At 62.2% G+C, this 16,941-nt stretch carries 15 protein-coding genes; 9 read left to right on the top strand and 6 right to left on the bottom strand.

Features of this window, described 5'->3' with window-relative positions; genetic code table 11:
* Window positions 1–27: 27 nt before the first annotated feature.
* Entirely contained in the window at window positions 28–939 is a 912-nt protein-coding gene (locus tag JHW44_RS01725) for an N-formylglutamate amidohydrolase (protein ID WP_089343849.1), read from the top strand.
* 46 nt (window positions 940–985) lie between these two features.
* On the opposite strand, the gene pyrF is transcribed toward JHW44_RS01725, so the two are convergent.
* Window positions 986–1,666, bottom strand: coding sequence for an orotidine-5'-phosphate decarboxylase (gene pyrF, locus JHW44_RS01720; RefSeq protein WP_179217673.1), 681 nt, complete (start codon window positions 1,664–1,666; stop codon window positions 986–988).
* Window positions 1,667–1,889: 223 nt separating this feature from the next.
* Here pyrF and clpB point away from each other — a divergent pair, with 223 nt between their 5' ends.
* From clpB to msrA, 4 genes are all read left to right on the top strand, one after another.
* Window positions 1,890–4,529: an ATP-dependent chaperone ClpB gene (gene clpB, locus JHW44_RS01715; protein ID WP_089343850.1), complete on the top strand. Its 2,640-nt coding sequence runs from the start codon at window positions 1,890–1,892 to the stop codon at window positions 4,527–4,529.
* A 145-nt stretch (window positions 4,530–4,674) separates the two neighbouring features.
* Entirely contained in the window at window positions 4,675–5,640 is a 966-nt protein-coding gene (locus tag JHW44_RS01710) for an NAD(P)H-dependent flavin oxidoreductase (RefSeq protein ID WP_089343851.1), read from the top strand.
* Window positions 5,641–5,706: 66 nt separating this feature from the next.
* Window positions 5,707–6,147: a peptide-methionine (R)-S-oxide reductase MsrB gene (gene msrB / locus JHW44_RS01705; RefSeq protein ID WP_089343852.1), complete on the top strand. Its 441-nt coding sequence runs from the start codon at window positions 5,707–5,709 to the stop codon at window positions 6,145–6,147.
* 1 nt (window position 6,148) lies between these two features.
* Entirely contained in the window at window positions 6,149–6,655 is a 507-nt protein-coding gene (gene msrA / locus JHW44_RS01700; protein ID WP_089343853.1) for a peptide-methionine (S)-S-oxide reductase MsrA, read from the top strand.
* Window positions 6,656–6,834: 179 nt separating this feature from the next.
* Here msrA and JHW44_RS01695 read toward each other — a convergent pair whose 3' ends face one another.
* The 4 genes from JHW44_RS01695 to kynU form a co-directional block, all read right to left on the bottom strand.
* Entirely contained in the window at window positions 6,835–9,903 is a 3,069-nt protein-coding gene (locus JHW44_RS01695) for an efflux RND transporter permease subunit (protein WP_089343854.1), read from the bottom strand.
* Window positions 9,900–11,006, bottom strand: a complete 1,107-nt coding sequence (locus JHW44_RS01690) for an efflux RND transporter periplasmic adaptor subunit (RefSeq protein ID WP_089343855.1) — start codon at window positions 11,004–11,006, stop codon at window positions 9,900–9,902. Before JHW44_RS01690 ends, JHW44_RS01695 begins: the two co-directional genes overlap by 4 nt.
* A complete protein-coding gene (locus tag JHW44_RS01685; protein ID WP_089343856.1) occupies window positions 11,003–12,064 on the bottom strand; it encodes an efflux RND transporter periplasmic adaptor subunit in 1,062 nt (353 codons plus the stop codon). Before JHW44_RS01685 ends, JHW44_RS01690 begins: the two co-directional genes overlap by 4 nt.
* A 63-nt stretch (window positions 12,065–12,127) precedes the next feature.
* Window positions 12,128–13,315 (bottom strand): kynureninase, encoded by a 1,188-nt coding sequence (gene kynU, locus JHW44_RS01680; protein ID WP_089343947.1) that lies wholly within the window; start codon window positions 13,313–13,315, stop codon window positions 12,128–12,130.
* Window positions 13,316–13,377: 62 nt separating this feature from the next.
* Here kynU and JHW44_RS01675 point away from each other — a divergent pair, with 62 nt between their 5' ends.
* A complete protein-coding gene (locus JHW44_RS01675) occupies window positions 13,378–14,187 on the top strand; it encodes an alpha/beta hydrolase (RefSeq protein WP_089343857.1) in 810 nt (269 codons plus the stop codon).
* Here the strand turns inward: JHW44_RS01675 and JHW44_RS01670 are convergent.
* Entirely contained in the window at window positions 14,184–14,654 is a 471-nt protein-coding gene (locus tag JHW44_RS01670; protein WP_089343858.1) for a YbaK/EbsC family protein, read from the bottom strand. The two genes, JHW44_RS01675 and JHW44_RS01670, sit on opposite strands and share 4 nt — an antisense overlap.
* A gap of 141 nt (window positions 14,655–14,795) precedes the next feature.
* Between JHW44_RS01670 and JHW44_RS01665 the strand changes: the two genes are divergently transcribed.
* The 3 genes from JHW44_RS01665 (at window position 14,796) to JHW44_RS01655 (ending at window position 16,917) form a co-directional block, all read left to right on the top strand.
* Entirely contained in the window at window positions 14,796–15,149 is a 354-nt protein-coding gene (locus JHW44_RS01665) for a hypothetical protein (RefSeq protein ID WP_089343859.1), read from the top strand.
* A 121-nt stretch (window positions 15,150–15,270) separates the two neighbouring features.
* Window positions 15,271–16,533: a lytic murein transglycosylase gene (locus JHW44_RS01660; protein WP_089343860.1), complete on the top strand. Its 1,263-nt coding sequence runs from the start codon at window positions 15,271–15,273 to the stop codon at window positions 16,531–16,533.
* Between the two features lie 144 nt (window positions 16,534–16,677).
* A complete protein-coding gene (locus JHW44_RS01655; RefSeq protein WP_272850291.1) occupies window positions 16,678–16,917 on the top strand; it encodes a hypothetical protein in 240 nt (79 codons plus the stop codon).
* Window positions 16,918–16,941: the final 24 nt, after the last annotated feature.

The raw sequence follows: 16,941 nt of genomic DNA, 5'->3' as shown, positions 1-16,941 counted from the left end.
TCAAGACCTATCCGCACAACAATCTTTATGACTATAAAAGATTATCCTGAGCTCGCCTGGGTCCCGCTTTTGACTTCGCCTGACTTGCCAATTCAGATCATCCGCCCCGACCGCTGGAAAAGCGGCGTCATCTTCGCGTCTCCGCATTCGGGACGCGATTATCCCGAATGGTTTCAAAGGGAAACGCGGCTTCCGATGAAGATTCTGCGCTCATCCGAAGACGCTTTCGTGGATCATCTGATCAAGGATGCACCGGTCGCAGGGGCGGTTTCCCTGACCACCCGGGTGCCGCGCTGCATCGTCGACCTGAACCGTGGCAGCGACGAAATCGATCCGGTGCTGGTGCGCGACGTGCCGCGTCATCCGCTGAATCAAAGAACGCTGGCCGGTCTGGGCGTGATTCCCCGAGTCGTCTCGAAGGGCCGCGCGATTCACGACAGCCCGATGTCACGGGAAGAGGCCGAACGCCGAATCAATGCCTATTGGCGTCCCTATCATCAGGCGCTGACGGCGCTGATCGGTGAAGCCCGCGCCCGTTTCGGTCAGGCGATCCTGATTGACATGCATTCCATGCCCCATGATGCGCTGACACATTTGCAGGGACGCCGCCCCGACATGGTTCTGGGCAACCGTCACGGGCTGTCAGCCTCGGCGCGCATTTCGAATGCGGTCTGTGATGCGATCGCGGCCGAAGGCTGGACGATTCGACGCAATTCGCCCTTCTCGGGCGCCTATATCTGCACCGCATACGGACGACCGGGAAAGAACATCCACGTGGTGCAGCTGGAAATCGACCGCTCGCTCTACATGGACGAGGTCGATATCGCGCCGCGCCCGGATTTCGACCAGTTCGCCATGCGCATGTCGCGCGTCGTGAGCGGGCTGGCCTCATTGGGCATTGACGATGCCGGCCATGCGACTGGAATCGCAGCGGAATAGAAAATCCCGCTGCAGAGTCCCGCCCCCTCGCCGGCCCTTGAAGAATTCAGGGCAACTCTGACAGAATGGCGCGCGCCGCGCCCTGCGGATCCTCTGCCTGCCAGACCGGACGGCCCACCACGATATGATCGGCACCTGCGCGAATCGCGCTGGCCGGTGTTTCCACCCGCTTCTGATCGCCCAGAGCCGCCCCTGCCGGACGCACGCCGGGCGTCACGATAAGCCCGGCATTGGGCAAGGCGCGAATCGCAGCGGCTTCGCGAGGTGAACAGATGATTCCGTCGGCTCCGGCCTCGAAGGCCCGCGAGGCCCGTTCAACGGTCAGTTCATGCAGATCACCTGCCTGCATCAGCCCGTCATCCAGATCTGCGCGTTCCAGCGATGTCAGGATCGTCACCCCGAGAATCTTCAGATTGCTGCCCGCCGCACCCTGTTTCGCGGCGCGCACGACGTGGGGATCGCCATGCACGGTCAGGAAATCGAGATCATATTGCGCCAGTCCGCGCACTGCAGCCTCGACCGTGGCGCCGATATCGAACAGCTTCATGTCCAGAAAGATGCGCTTGCCATGCTCCTGCTTCAGCTCGTTCGCAAGCGCCAGACCGCCCCCGGTCAGCATGCCCAGCCCGATCTTGTAGAAACCGACCTCGTCGCCCAGCTTGCGCGCAAGCTCCAGCCCGGCCAATGCGTTGGGCACATCCAGTGCCACGATCAGTCTGTCGTCCATGCTTGCCTCCGAGGTCATGTTCCGGCGGCTGTATTGCATGCCGCGCGAAGCAAAAAAAGGCCCGGTCAGGATCAAGGGCTGCATGCCCGGAAACAGCGGCAGATCGCCGCATATGGCCTTGAAACACCCCTGAACTGCCCCATTTCGTATATAAAGACCCGGAAGGGAACGTGCCGCAACAGGGCGTTCGCGATGCGGGGGCTAGTGAAAAGGAGATTTGCCGATGGACATGGAAAAGTTCACGGAGCGGTCGCGCGGGTTTCTGCAGGCTGCACAAACGATCGCGATTCGCGAAGAAAACCAGCGAGTCGTTCCCGAGCACCTTCTGAAAGCAATGATGGATGACGAGCAGGGGCTTGCATCCAATCTGATCAACCGTTCGGGCGGGGATGCCGCGCGCGTCAAGCAGGCGGTCGATCTGGCCGTGGCCAAGCTGCCCAAGGTTTCAGGTGGGGATGGTCAGGTCTATGTCGACACCTCGATGGTGCGGGTTCTGGACGAAGCCACGAAGATCGCGACCAAGGCCGGTGACAGCTTTGTTCCCGCCGAGCGCGTGCTGATGGCGTTGGCGATGGTCAAGACCAATGCCAAGGATGCCCTGGAAGCCGGAGCGGTCACCGCCCAGAACCTGAACAGCGCCATCAACGACCTGCGCAAGGGTCGCACCGCCGATTCCGCCAGTGCCGAAGACAGCTATGAGGCCCTGTCCAAATACGCCCGCGACCTGACCGAGGCCGCCGAGCAGGGCAAGATCGACCCGATCATTGGCCGCGACGAGGAAATCCGCCGCGCCATGCAGGTGCTGTCGCGCCGCACCAAGAACAACCCGGTGCTGATCGGTGAACCCGGCGTGGGGAAAACCGCCATTGCCGAAGGTCTGGCGCTGCGGATCATCGACGGCGACGTTCCCGAAAGCCTGCGCGACAAGAAGCTGATGGCGCTGGATATGGGCGCACTGATTGCCGGATCGAAATATCGCGGCGAATTCGAGGAACGGCTGAAGGCAATCCTCAAGGAAATCGAGGATGCGGCAGGCGAGATCATCCTGTTCATCGACGAGTTGCACACCCTTGTCGGTGCGGGCAAGACCGATGGCGCCATGGATGCGGCCAACCTGATCAAACCCGCCCTTGCGCGGGGCGAGTTGCACTGCATCGGCGCCACCACGCTGGATGAATACCGCAAGTATATCGAAAAGGATGCGGCTCTGGCCCGTCGTTTCCAGCCGGTCATGATCGCGGAACCGACCGTCGAGGACACGATCAGCATTCTGCGCGGCATCAAGGAAAAATACGAATTGCATCACGGCGTTCGTATCAGCGATGCAGCGCTTGTCGCGGCTGCGCAACTGTCCCACCGCTACATCACGGACCGCTTCCTGCCCGACAAGGCGATCGACCTGGTTGACGAGGCCGCCAGCCGCCTGCGCATGGAGGTCGACAGCAAACCCGAGGAACTGGATCAGCTGGACCGTCAAATCCTGCAAATGCAGATCGAGGCCGAAGCCCTGAAGAAAGAGGATGACGCCGCCAGCAAGGACCGGCTCGAGCAACTGGAAAAGGATCTGTCGGAACTGCAGGAACGCAGCGCCGAGATGACCGCCCGCTGGCAGGCCGAACGCGACAAGCTGGAAGGTTCACGCAACCTCAAGGAACAGCTTGATCGTGCCCGCGCCGAACTGGATCAGGCCAAGCGCGAGGGCAATCTGACCCGCGCCGGGGAACTGTCCTATGGCATCATCCCCGACCTGGAAAAGAAACTGGCACAGACTGACGAGGTCGACAGCGACGGGCTGATGGTCGAAGAGGCGGTCCGCCCCGAACAGATCGCCGAGGTCGTCGAGCGCTGGACCGGCATTCCAACCAGCAAGATGCTGGAGGGCGAGCGTGACAAGCTGCTGAAGATGGAGCAGGAAATCGGCAAGCGCGTCATCGGCCAGCAAGAGGCCGTCACTGCGGTCAGCAATGCCGTGCGCCGTGCTCGCGCAGGGCTGAACGACGAAAAACGCCCGCTTGGCAGTTTCCTGTTCCTTGGCCCGACCGGCGTCGGCAAGACCGAGCTGACCAAATCGCTGGCCGAATACATGTTCGACGACGATCAGGCCATGGTCCGCATCGACATGTCCGAATTCATGGAGAAGCACTCGGTCGCCCGGCTGATCGGTGCCCCTCCGGGATATGTCGGCTATGACGAAGGCGGCGTACTGACCGAAGCCGTGCGGCGCCGGCCCTATCAGGTGATCCTCTTTGACGAGGTCGAAAAGGCCCATCCCGATGTCTTCAACGTGTTGTTGCAGGTTCTGGATGACGGGCAGTTGACAGATGGACAGGGCCGGACGGTCGACTTCAAGCAGACGTTGATCATCCTGACCTCGAATCTGGGCTCGCAGGCGCTGTCGACGCTGCCGGAAGAGGCCGATTCAAGCGAAGCACGCCATCAGGTGATGGAGGCGGTCCGGGCCCATTTCCGGCCCGAATTCCTGAACCGGCTGGATGAGATCATCATTTTCCGCCGCCTGACGCGTGCGAATATGGACGGCATTGTCGATATCCAGCTTCTGCAGCTGGAACAGCGACTGGCAAGCCGCAAGATCTCGCTGGAGTTGGATGCGGATGCACGCAAATGGCTGGCCGATCAGGGCTATGATCCGGTCTTCGGTGCCCGCCCGCTGAAACGCGTCATCCAGCGCGCCTTGCAAGATCCGCTGGCAGAAATGCTGCTGGGCGGCGAGGTGCTGGACGGTCAAACCGTGCATGTGACGGCGTCGGATGCCGGTCTGGTGGTCGGCAACCATGTCGGCACCGCCGGGCCCAAGCTGGGCGCGGTCGGCGAAGGCCCCAAGCCTGACGTTCCGCTGCACTGACATGACGGACCCCGGCCCTTGTGGCCGGGGTTTTTCCCTGCCCCATGCCCGCCCACATGCGTGAGCGCGCATCTGTCGCCGCGTTACCCATTGTCCATGACCGGATCTCGCGCCATCCTCGCCTCGAACCAGAGGGGAGAAACTCATGTTGCCACCTGTCCTGCAAAGGCTGCGGATCCCGGTCGTTGCCGCACCGATGTTCATTGTCTCGGGCCCGGAACTGGTCATCGCCCAATGCAAGGCCGGGATCGTCGGCAGCTTTCCCGCACTCAATGCCCGCGAGGACAGGGGCGATACGCCGCTGCTGGACATCTGGCTGACGCGCATCTCGGAAGAACTGGACCGGCACAATCAGGCCAATCCCGATCAGCCCGCCGCCCCCTTCGCGGTCAACCAGATCGTGCATCGCAGCAATGCGCGCCTGCAGCGCGATATCGAGATCTGCCACCGCCACAGGGTGCCGATCTGGATCACCTCGCTTGGAGCCCGCCCCGAGGTCAATGAGGCCGCACATGATTGTGGCGGCATCGCCCTGCATGATGTCATCAACAACAAATTTGCCCGCAAGGCCATCGACAAGGGCGCGGATGGGCTGATTGCGGTGGCTGCAGGCGCGGGCGGCCACGCCGGCGCGCAATCGCCCTTTGCGCTGATCCAGGAAATCCGCGACTGGTTCGATGGCCCGCTTCTGCTGTCGGGAGCCATTGCAACCGGTCGCGCGGTTCTGGCCGCCCAGGCCATGGGCGCCGATCTGGCCTATATCGGCAGCCCCTTCATCGCCACAGAAGAGGCCAATGCCGACCCGGCCTACAAGCAGATGATCTGCGACAGTGGCGCGATGGATATCGTCACATCCTCGCAGTTCACCGGGGTTTCCGGAAATTATCTCGCCCCCTCGATCCGCAATGCCGGGCTGGACCCCGACAATCTGGACAGCGCCGAGGCGTCCTCGATGAATTTCAGTGACGCCTCGGGGAAGCCCAAGGCCTGGAGCCAGATTTACGGCGCCGGACAGGGAATTGGTGCCATCCACGAGATCCTGCCCGTCAGCGCAAGAATCGACCGTCTGGCACAAGAGTATCAACAGGCCAGAGAGTCATTGCTGGCCTGACCTTTGGTTGTTCCTGCCGCATCCCCATATAAGGATGCGAACAGGAACTGACTTGCGGAGGCAGACATGCCCTATCGGAAATCTCAGGAGGCCATCGCCCGCCTGACCCCGGAACAATATCGCGTCACGCAGGAAAACGGCACGGAGCGCGCCTTCACGGGCGAATACGACCATCATTTCGAGCCCGGAATCTATGTTGATGTCGTCTCTGGAGAGCCGCTCTTTGCCTCGTCGGCGAAATACAATTCCGGCTGCGGCTGGCCCGCCTTTACCAAACCGATCGACGACATGATCACCGAGCATCAAGATCGGTCGCATGGCATGACGCGTGTCGAGGTGCGCTCGAAACATGGCGACAGCCACCTTGGGCATGTGTTTCCCGATGGTCCGCCAGAGGCAGGTGGCCTGCGTTATTGCATCAACTCGGCTTCACTACGCTTTGTGCCCAGGGATCGCATGGAAGCCGAAGGCTATGGAGCCTATCTGAACCAGGTCGAGGAGTCCTGACATGACGGAACGGGCAGTTCTTGCCGGCGGATGTTTCTGGGGCATGCAGGACCTGATCCGCCGTCTTCCCGGCGTGATCTCGACGCGTGTCGGCTATACAGGTGGCGATGTGCCCCATGCCACCTATCGCAATCACGGCACCCATGCCGAAGGCATCGAAATCAGCTTTGACCCGGACAGGATCAGCTACCGGCGACTTCTGGAGTTCTTTTTCCAGATCCATGACCCGACGACACGCGATCGGCAGGGCAATGATGTCGGGAAAAGCTATCGCTCGGCCATCTATTACACGGATGAAACCCAGCATCGGATCGCGCTGGACACCATCGCGGATGTCGAAGCCTCGGGCCGCTGGCCGGGCCGTGTGGTCACCGAGGTCGAACCCGTTGGCGACTTCTGGGAAGCCGAACCGGAACATCAGGACTACCTGCAGCGCCTGCCCAATGGCTATACATGCCATTTCCCCCGTCCGGATTGGGTGCTGCCTCAACGAAGCGCGACCGGCTAGGCGCGCGCCCCAAATGTCTTAACAGCCCCCGGCTGTTTCATCCGGGTTCCCGCGCAAAGCTGGCTTTGCGTGGGAGATTGCGTCCCGCGATGGCGGTGCCGCCAAGCCTGTCACCACCGGAACGGTTGCACACGGGCGGCGCCGCAGACCAGAGCTACGGATGGCCCGGACCCTGACCGTTATGTGACCGCACGCTGCGGCCGCCTATCTTTCGAAGGGCGGTGCACGTTGAACACCGCACAATAGAGCGCAGGCACGAAGACAAGCGTGATCAGCGTCCCGGCGATGATCCCCCCCATCATGGCGAATGCCATTGGCCCCCAGAACACCTGCCGCGAAATCGGGATCAGCGCCAGTGACGCGGCCGCTGCCGTCAGCAGAATCGGACGAGCACGACTGTCCGAGGCCTCGAACACCGCATCCCATTTGCTGCGGCCTTTTTCCAGCAATACCTCGATTTCATGAACCAGAATGACCGAATTGCGGATCAGTATCCCGATCAGCGCCAGGATCCCGAGGATCGCGACAAAGCCCATCGGAACGCCGAAGGGGACCAGCACCGCCACCACGCCGATCAGTCCAAGAGGTGCGGCGGCAAAGACGATCAGCGACAGGCGGAAGCTTTGCATCTGTGCCATCACCAGAACCGCCATGATCAGCAGCATGACGGGGACCACTGCCGCGATAGGCGCCTGACTGTCAGCCGAGCTTTCCACGGTTCCGCCGACCTCGACATGCACAGAAGGAGGCAGGGACGCGGCATATTCGGCGACCCGATCGGCCAGCGCGCTGACCAGCGTCGCGGGCTGATCCTTGCCGGCTATGGCGGCCTTGACGGTCACCGTCGGCAGGCCGTCGCGTTGCAGGATAAGGGGCTGTTCGGTGTCGTAATGCAAACCAACCAGCGCTGTCAGCGGGATGCTCTGCCCGTCGCCCATGGGCAATTGCAGATTGCGGATCGAGTCCAGAGATTCCCTGTCGGTATCCGCACCACGCGCGATGACATCGATCAGATAGATGTCATCGCGCAGCTGCGTGACCGTCTTGCCCGAGAACAGCACCGAGAGCGAGTCGGCGATATCCGCGCTTGATACCCCCAACTGCCGGGCCTGATCCTGATCGACATCCAGCCGGACAACCCGCGCCGGTTCATTCCAATCCAGGGATATGTCGCTCAGCCGCGGCTCGGTCGCCAGAACCGCCGCCAATCCGGATGCCGCATCGCGTGCCGCATCGGCATCGGGGGCGCTGACTCGATACTGAACCGGCTTGCCGACGGGGGGGCCGATCTCGAGATTCTTCACATACAGATCGACTCCGGCGAATTCCGTATCGGCCAGCTCGTTCAAACGCGCCTTGATCCGGTCACGTGCGGCCAGATCCGGGGTCTGAATGATGATTTGCCCCATATGCACCCCCGGTGTCGGGACATCCATCGACAGCACGAAGCGCGGCGCGCCGCTGCCGACATATGAGGACCAGAAGAGCACATCGTCGTCATTCGCAAGATAGGCCTCAAGCCGATCCATATCCGCGCGGGTCTTGGCAATGGAGGCGTTCTGACGTTCGTTGACGTCAATGATGACCTCGGTCCGGTCCGAGGTCGGAAAGAACTGCTGTTCGACGAAACGCATGCCGAAAACCGCAATCGCGAACAGCAGCAATGTGACGCCGATTGTCGTCCATTTGAAGTCCATCGCCCAAAGCAGAAGCCCGTGAAAGCGCCGCCGCAGCCAACCGGCCTTGTGCTCGTGATGGGCCATTCTGGACGACAGGAAGGTCACACCCAGCAAAGGTGCGAACAGCACCGCCACGATCCACGAGATCAACAGCGACACGGCGATGACGACGAACAGCGAAAAGGTGAATTCGCCCGCGGCGGAGCTGTTCAGCCCGATGGGAATGAAGCCCGCCACAGTCACCAATGTCCCGGTCAGCATCGGAAATGCAATCGAGGTCCAGGCGTAGCTTGCGGCATTTTCCAGCGTCTCGCCAAGCTCCAGCCGCGAGATCATCGTTTCGATCGCGATCATGGCATCATCCACCAGCAATCCCAATGCGATGATCAGCGCCCCCAGCGAAATCCGCTGCAGCGTAATGCCATAGACGTCCAGAATCACAAATGTGATCGCAAGAACCAGCGGAATGGTCAGGGTCACGACAAAGCCCGCGCGCACCCCAAGGCTGATGAAGCTGACAAGCAGGACGATGATGACGGCCTCGGCCAGGGCCTGCACGAAATGGCCCACGGCGTGATCCACCACATGTGGCTGATCGGCGATCTTGGCCATTTCGATCCCCACCGGCAGATCGGCGGCGACCTCCTCCATCAGCGCATCCAGTTCCGCGCCGAACTGCAGGATGTTCTCGCCCTCCCGCATGCCGATCTGCAGGCCGATGGCCGGCTTGCCATTATAGCGAAACAGCGAATCCGGCGGATCCTTGTAGCCGCGCCGGACCGAGGCCACATCGGTCAGATTGAAGAACCGTTCGCCCACGCGCAGATTGACGGCCTCAAGGGCCGAGGCATCGCTGAACTGCCCGCCGACGCGGATCAGCACCCGCTCGGGGCCGGACTGGATGACCCCGGATGGCGAGATGGCGTTCTGGGTGGCCAATGTCGCCATGACCTGCTGCTGGCTGAGACCAAGGGCCGCAAGCCGTTCGGCCGAAAACTCCAGATGGATTTCCTCTTCCTGCTCACCAAGCAGGACGGTTTTCCCCGCCGCATCCAGTGCGGCGACCCGTTTGCGAATCGCATCGACACGGTCGCGCAATTCGCGCGGGGTGAAACCATCCGCGGTAAAGGCATAGATGTTTCCGAAGACATCACCGAAATCGTCGTTAAACTGAAAACCGGCAAACTCCTGAGGAAAATCGGGCTCAATATCCGACATCATGTGCCGCACGCGCTTCCAGATTTCCGGCACATCGGCGCTGCGCGTGGTCGGCAGCAATTCGACATAGACGATCGATTGCCCTGCCGAAGTCACCGAGCGGGTGAAATCCAGCTCGTCCAGTTCCTCCAGCTTGGTCTCGATGCGGGTCGTGACCTGCTTGAGCGTCTCTTCAACCGTCGCCCCCGGCAAGGCCGCGCCGATGACCATGACCTTGATGGTGAAATTCGGGTCTTCTTCGCGTCCCAGATTGGCATAGCTGATCGCCCCTGCGATCATCGAGACGATCAGCAGGAACCAGACGAAACTGCGATGTTTCAGGGCCCAGTCAGACAGATTGAATTTCTTCACGGTTTGACCCTCCGCCCGACAGGCTGACCTTCATGCAAGGAATTGACGCCCCTGATCACAACCTCGTCGCCAGCCTTCAGTCCCGATGTGACCACGACGCGCCCCTGTATTTCCGGACCAGGAGTGACATCAACCGCCGTGACATAGGCGCTGTCGCCCTCGCGCAGCACACACCAGACGAAGCTGCGGTCATCGTGATGCACGACCGCCTCGGAGGCCACGGTCAGTACCGGTGCCGTTTCAGTGCCCAGCCGTGCGCGGACCAGGGCCCCCAGGCGGAATGTCGTATCCGCAGGCAGGGACAGATACAGGCGCCGCGTCCGGGTGGCGGTATCGGCCATCGGGTCAATCCGGTCCAGAACGGCAGGCACCCGGTGGTCGGGATCATTGCGCTGCCATACGGTGAAGGCCACATCGTCCGGAAGTCCGGCCAAGGCTGTCTCGGGCAGGTCTATGACCACCTCGCGCTGATCCTCGGCCGACAATTGCAACACCGGCGCCCCTGCCCCGACCACGGCGCCTGCTGCCTCGTAAACTGCGCTGACGACACCGGAAAACGGGGCCGTCATGGTGGCAAATCCTTCCGCATCCTTGGCCTGTATCAGTTCCGATTCCGCCTGCGCGACGGCGGCGGCGGCAGAGGCGGCGGCACGTTGCGCCTGCTCCAACTGCGCATCCGAGGCCACGTTGCGAGCAACCAGCGCCTCGGTCCGTTCCAGCGTGCTGCGCGCGGTGCTCAACTGCACCTTCGCCGAATCCAGCGCCGCCTGGGCTGCACGGGTATTGGCCTGAAGATCCTCGATCGCTAGCTCGGCCAGCACCTGCCCCTTGGTCACGCGCGCCCCCAGATCAACCTTGCGCTCGACCATGCGGCCAAGCGTCTGGAAGGCCATGTCCACCTGGGTCTTCGACGCGATGATGCCGGGCACCCAGCGGGTATCCTCATCGGTATCCTGCAGGATTTCCGTCACCACCGGACGCGGTTTCATCTCGGCGACGGCCTCTTCATGTCCAGTCAGCCAGGATGGCAGGGACAGCGCCGAGGCGGGCGCGGCCAGCCCAAGACCAGCCACCACAATGCAAAGCAGTTCGCGCAGCTTCAACGGTCATCCTCCATGCTCTGGACCCTTCGGCCGGGATACATGAGCTGTGACCCGCCGGCGACAACGCTCTGCCCTTCGCTCAGGCCATCAGACAGGAACACCGTTCCATTCGAAAAATGCTGGATGGTCACCGGCGTCAGATGAACCCGGTTCTGCCCATCCACCACCCAGACGGCGGGATGGTCCCCGCTGCGCATCAGGGCGGTCCAGGGAATCGCAATCCCCTCCTCTCGGGTGACATACATGCGACCACGCACTGCCGAGCCCAGCAAATTCGTATTCTGGAACAGGCCCGCGATCCGAGCCTTGACGGTGACGGTCCCGGTATCCGGGTCCACCAGCGGGGCGATTTCGGTGACATGACCGACCATCTCGGCGCGGTCGATATCAATGGTCCTGAGCATGACCTCCTGCCCCATGGCATTGCGCAATTCGGGCTGATCGGGGGCCATGAACACCGCCTCCAGCCCGTCCAGGGTCGCCAGTGTCAACGCAGTCTGCGCAGCCGCGACGATCTGGCCGGGGGCGATGTCGCGCATGGTCACGACGGCGTCTTCCGGTGCGACCAGCACGGTGTCCTCGACCGCACGCCGGGCCTGATCAACGGCACTTTCGGCGCGCTGAACGGCACCGGTTGCCTCCGAATAGGCCTCTTCGGCGCTGTCACGGGCGGCGCGCGTCCCGACGCCGCGTGCCAGCATGGCAATTGCCCGGTCATAGGCCTGCTGCGTCTGCGCCTGAGATGCCAGCGCGGCTTCCAGGCTGGCCTGGGCCACTTTCAGCGCCTGATCCTGCTGCACGGAATCAAGCCGTGCCAGAACCTGTCCGGCGGTGATCCGGTCTCCTTCTTCGACCAGCACATCGGTGACGCGCCCGCTTTGACGAAAGCTCAGCTCGATCGTATCCAGCGCCTCGATGGTGCCCGAGAGTTCAAGCTGCAGGCGCAACGGCTCCAGCGACGCCTTGGCAATCTCTACCCGGATCGCCTCGTCGTCTGCATGAAGCGGGCTAGCACAGAGCAGAGCCAGACCTGTTGCAACAATACGAAATGCCATCATGTCGAATACTCCCCGGTAAAAGACTTCTGAGCCAGAAAGTATCGATATGAAAGCCTTGTGACCCTACGTCACATCAGCGCGTTGCATATAATCTTCACGATCCCACAGGCGATCGCGCAAGATTCGTGTCAGGCCATCCACGGCGCGCGCAACATCGTCCAAGCCATTGTAAAGCGGCGCAAAGCCAAATCGCAGCACATCCGGAGCGCGAAAGTCACCGATGATCTTCTGGTCGATCAATGCCTGCATCACCGCATAGGCTTGGGGATGACGGAACCCGACCTGGGACCCGCGCTGCTGCGGGTCGCGCGGTGAATGCAGAACCACCTCGGGACAGTTGGCCTCGACCCCGGCAATGAAGGCCTGTGTCAGTTCGATCGAGCGCGCGCGCAGATCCGTCAGGGACACATCGTCCCAGACATCCAGCGCGGCATCCAGCGCCGTCAGCGCGATGACCGGCGGTGTGCCGACGCGCATCCGCTCGATGCCCGCGGCAGGCTGATATGCCAGATCGAAGTCAAATGGCGCGCGATGCCCCATCCAGCCCTGAAGAATCGGTTGTGCCGCATCGGCATGGCGGGGATGGGTCCAGATAAAGGCCGGTGAACCGGGGCCGCCATTCAGATATTTATAAGTGCAGCCCACCGCGAAATCCGCATCCGCATCCAGCAAGGCGACATCCACTGCCCCCGCCGAATGCGCCAGATCCCAGACCGTCAGGGCGCCCATCTCATGGGCTTTTCGGGTCAGGGCCTTCATGTCGTGGCGACGGCCGGTGCGGTAATCCACCTCGGTGATCATCAGCACGGCGATATCCTTGGTGATCGCGGCCTCGACCTCTTCGGGTTCGACCACGCGCAATTCCGCATCGACCGCCCGCGCAAGCCCCTGCGCCACGTAAAGATCCGAAGGGAAATTCCCGCGATCCGACAGGATCACCCGCCGGTCGGGGCGCAGGGCGCGCGCGGCGCTGACAGCCTGAAACACCTTGATCGACAGGGTGTCGCCCATCACCACCTGCCCGGGTCCGGCCCCGACAAGCCGGGCAATCCGGTCCGCGACCCGCCGGGGCTGCGTATACCAACCGGCCTTGTTCCAGCCCGTGATCAGCATCTGAGACCATTCCTCGGTCATCATGCGCGCCACCCGCTGCGCCGCTCCGACAGGCATCGGTCCCAGCGAATTGCCGTCCAGATAGGTAACCCCATCAGGCAGGTCGAAAGCCTGCCGTGTCTTGCTGAAATCGGTCATCATTCCATCTCCCTTGACCGAAAGCTAGCTGCGGGTTCTGCTGCGCGAAAGAGGAGAAGTTCATGTTCTACAAAGTCACCGATTGGGACGATGCCTATGCCAATGGCGCGCATATTCCCGATGCCGCCCAATATCCGCCGCGCTGGCAGGAACAGGCCGCCGCATTTCGTTCCGCGCATCCCCCGCGTCAAATGGACCGCAGTGACCTGTTCCTGCCCGACGGGGATGTGGCCGGACTCGCCGTCTTCATTCATGGCGGCTACTGGATGAAGTTCGACCCCTCCTTCTGGTCACATTTCGCGGCCGGTCCCCTTGCCGCAGGCTGGGCCGTGCTGTTTCCCGCCTATACGCTGGCTCCCAGGGCGCGGATCACCGAAATGACGGTCGAGATCGCCGCCGATATCGTCAGGGCTGCGGAAATCGTCGACGGTCCCATCGCGTTGACCGGCCATTCGGCGGGCGGGCACCTGGCAGCACGCATGATCTGCAATGACGGCACCCTGCCAGATGAGATTGCCGCGCGCGTCTCGTCCTGTGTTCCGATCTCGGCTCTGACGGATCTGCGCCCGTTGATGCGCACCGGCATGAACGATACCCTGAATATCGACGCCGAAGAGGCGCAGCGCGAAAGCCCCGCCCTTCTGTGCCCGCGCATGGATATTCCGGTGACGCCATGGGTTGGCGGCGCCGAGCGGCCCGAGTTCATTCGCCAGTCGCGCATCCTGGCGGATATCTGGGCCGGTCTGGGCGCGGAAACGGAACTGGTCATCGATCCGGGTCGCCATCATTTCGATGTCATCGAGGCCATGCGCGACAGGAACAGCCCGTTGGTGCGCCGCCTGCTGCGCCCTGCAAGGGGGCGTCAGGCCTAGCCGGTAAAATCCGCGATCTCGGCCCCGGTCACCCTCAGCAGGTCTTGCGGGGCAATGGCAAAGATGTGGCGCGGCGTGCCTGCCGCCGCCCATATCTGATCGAAATCCGACAGGCGCGGATCGAAATAGCATTGCACCGGTTTCAAATGGCCGACTGGCGCTACACCGCCAATGGCAAAGCCGGTTTCGGCACGGATCAACGCCGCATCCGCCTTGCCCAATGACTGTCCCGCGACGCCTGCGGCCCTTTCCGGGTCCACACGGTTGCCACCGGCGGTCAAGAACAGGAAGATCTCGTCACTCTGAATGCCTCGAAAGATGATCGACTTGGCGATCTGATCCACCAGGCATCCCGCCGCCTCGGCGGCTTCGGCGGCGGTGCGGGTCGAGCCCGGCATCTCGAGGATTTCGACCGCCTCGCCCGAAGCCTCCAGTGCCGCGCGAACGCGCTTCAAACTCTTGCTCATAAGCCCATCTCCTGTCTGGCGCCGCGAAGCTAGCGGGGGAAAGCCACCGCGAAAAGTTGATTTCACCGCGGCAGGTCGGGCAAGGGAGCAGCACCACGGGGGTTGCGGCCCTGTGCCGGCAGGGTTACGCAAACGAAAGAGATGAACAAGGGGGCAAGCCCGATGGATGTCTATACCCTGCTGGTCGAAGTCGGCCGCAAGGCCGGCGACGGCCTGCCCAGGAAAGCCACGGGCGCGGCGCTGATGTGCTTTGCTTCCGGCAAGGATGAGGGCGAAGCCGTGCGGGAAACCGTTGCCATCCTCAAACAGGCTGACATGGCACCGCTGGATGTGACCGCCTATGGCACCCTGGAAGAACGGCTGGCCGAAGGGCATGAGATCAGCGACGAAGAGCGGGCGTTGATGCAGCGGGCCGCCGACGAGAATTCGGTGATCATCGCGCAGTTCCAGCCTTTCTATGATGGCATGGACAAACCGGCCGACGGACAGGCCTGAAAGCCGGACCCGGCCCGGCCAGTGCGCCCGTGACGCCCGCGGCCGCCCCTACCCAAGGCAAATCCTGACTGCTACACTGAATCACAATAATAACAGCAGCAGTCACGAACGGGCGATTGATATGAGTTTCAGCAGATTTCTAGTGACCACGACCCTTGTCGGGGCCCTTGCCGCATGCGCCGGACCCACAAGCCGCACCCCCGGCAGTTACAGCGGCAGCACGCCGGTGACGCCATCACCGATTCCCGCCGCTTCGGCAAGCGACGAGGCAGGTCTGCAGCGCTTCGTCCAGTCCTTCCGCGCGCGGGCGCTGTCTTCGGGCGTCTCTGCCAGCACCTATGACCGTGCAATGCGGATCGCCCGCTACAATCCCGATGTCATTCGCCTTGACCGGAAGCAGGCAGAGTTCTCGCGGCCAGTCTGGTTGTATCTGGACAGCGCGGTTTCGGATGCGCGCATTGCGACCGGACGCGAGAAACGGGCGCAACTGTCCGGCACGCTGGCCTCGATCGAGGCGCGTTATGGCGTTCCCCGTGAAATCGTCCTGGCCGTATGGGGCATGGAGTCCAATTTCGGCGCCAACCGCGGCAAGATGCAGATCATCCCCTCGCTGGCAACGCTGGCCTATGATGGCCGCCGCGGCGAGATGTTCCAGAACCAGCTGATCGCGGCGCTGAAGATCCTGCAGGCCGGAGATACGGATGCCGAGCACATGCTGGGCAGCTGGGCTGGCGCGATGGGCCATACCCAGTTCATGCCGACCTCCTATCTGGAATATGCGGTGGATTTCACCGGCGACGGTCGTCGCGACATCTGGTCTGACGATCCCACCGACGCCCTGGCCTCGACGGCGGCCTATCTGGCGCGCAATGGCTGGAAACGCGGTCAGCCATGGGGGACCGAAGTGCGTCTGCCGGACAGCTTCAACATGGGGCAGATCGGCAAGGGCACGCGCAAGTCCAACTCGGCATGGGCCGCGCAGGGAGTCACGCGCTTTGGTGGCGGATCGCTGCCGTCGGGCAGCGGATCGATCATCATGCCCGCAGGCGCCCGTGGCCCGGCCTTCCTGGTCATGGACAATTTCCGCGCACTGTTGCGCTATAACAACTCGGACAACTATGCGCTTGGCGTGTCCTTTCTGGCGGAACGGATCGCGGGTCGTTCGGGCATCCAGGGGTCCTGGCCGCGCAACGACCGGCCTCTTTCGACATCGGAACGCAAGGAAATCCAGCAAAGATTGCGGGCCAAAGGCTTCTATGATGGCGAAATCGACGGCCTGTTCGGCTCGGGCACGATGACCGCCGTGGCGGCCTTTCAGCGTTCGATCGGCGTGACGCCTGACGGCTATCCGACCTCCATCCTGCTGGGGCAGTTGCGCAAGTAAAGCCACCCGGGTCGCCGCGTTCATGTCCGCCAGCCATATATGCTGGCGGATATGTTTCGATTTCTTGCCAAATGGTTTAATTTGACTTTAGACAAAACGTGCAATTGCTCGTCAGAGCGCAATTCATCACAGTGATCGGAGTTCATGATGTTCAACAAAATCGCCCTGGCCGTCGTCGCCACCGCAATCGTGGCGGGTTGCTCGCCCAAGAATTTCGAATCGGATCCCGTAACGGTCGATACGCCACAAGGCCCGGTGGTCTGCCAACTTTACACCAGGGGTCTCGGTGACTGGGATCGCTCGATCTCTCATCCCGATGGCATGAGCGTCAAGGCTGCCGATCAGATCTGCATCGCAGAAGGTCAGCGCCAACTGAAGGGCTGATCAAAGACGGTGGCGCCGCGGCCA

Source organism: Paracoccus seriniphilus (genome assembly GCF_028553745.1).
Classification (GTDB): domain Bacteria; phylum Pseudomonadota; class Alphaproteobacteria; order Rhodobacterales; family Rhodobacteraceae; genus Paracoccus; species Paracoccus seriniphilus.
This window is presented reverse-complemented; position numbering and strand designations above follow the sequence as displayed.

Bases quoted from the DNA above. Each gene is read 5' to 3' on its own strand.
- msrB (WP_089343852.1), top strand. From the start codon at position 5,707: ATGCCCTATCGGAAATCTCAGGAGGCCATCGCCCGCCTGACCCCGGAA.
- clpB (WP_089343850.1), top strand. From the start codon at position 1,890: ATGGACATGGAAAAGTTCACGGAGCGGTCGCGCGGGTTTCTGCAGGCT.
- JHW44_RS01685 (WP_089343856.1), bottom strand. From the start codon at position 12,064: ATGATGGCATTTCGTATTGTTGCAACAGGTCTGGCTCTGCTCTGTGCT.
- kynU (WP_089343947.1), bottom strand. From the start codon at position 13,315: ATGACCGATTTCAGCAAGACACGGCAGGCTTTCGACCTGCCTGATGGG.
- JHW44_RS01675 (WP_089343857.1), top strand. From the start codon at position 13,378: ATGTTCTACAAAGTCACCGATTGGGACGATGCCTATGCCAATGGCGCG.
- JHW44_RS01725 (WP_089343849.1), top strand. From the start codon at position 28: ATGACTATAAAAGATTATCCTGAGCTCGCCTGGGTCCCGCTTTTGACT.
- JHW44_RS01660 (WP_089343860.1), top strand. From the start codon at position 15,271: ATGAGTTTCAGCAGATTTCTAGTGACCACGACCCTTGTCGGGGCCCTT.
- JHW44_RS01710 (WP_089343851.1), top strand. From the start codon at position 4,675: ATGTTGCCACCTGTCCTGCAAAGGCTGCGGATCCCGGTCGTTGCCGCA.
- JHW44_RS01670 (WP_089343858.1), bottom strand. From the start codon at position 14,654: ATGAGCAAGAGTTTGAAGCGCGTTCGCGCGGCACTGGAGGCTTCGGGC.
- msrA (WP_089343853.1), top strand. From the start codon at position 6,149: ATGACGGAACGGGCAGTTCTTGCCGGCGGATGTTTCTGGGGCATGCAG.
- pyrF (WP_179217673.1), bottom strand. From the start codon at position 1,666: ATGGACGACAGACTGATCGTGGCACTGGATGTGCCCAACGCATTGGCC.
- JHW44_RS01655 (WP_272850291.1), top strand. From the start codon at position 16,678: ATGATGTTCAACAAAATCGCCCTGGCCGTCGTCGCCACCGCAATCGTG.
- JHW44_RS01665 (WP_089343859.1), top strand. From the start codon at position 14,796: ATGAACAAGGGGGCAAGCCCGATGGATGTCTATACCCTGCTGGTCGAA.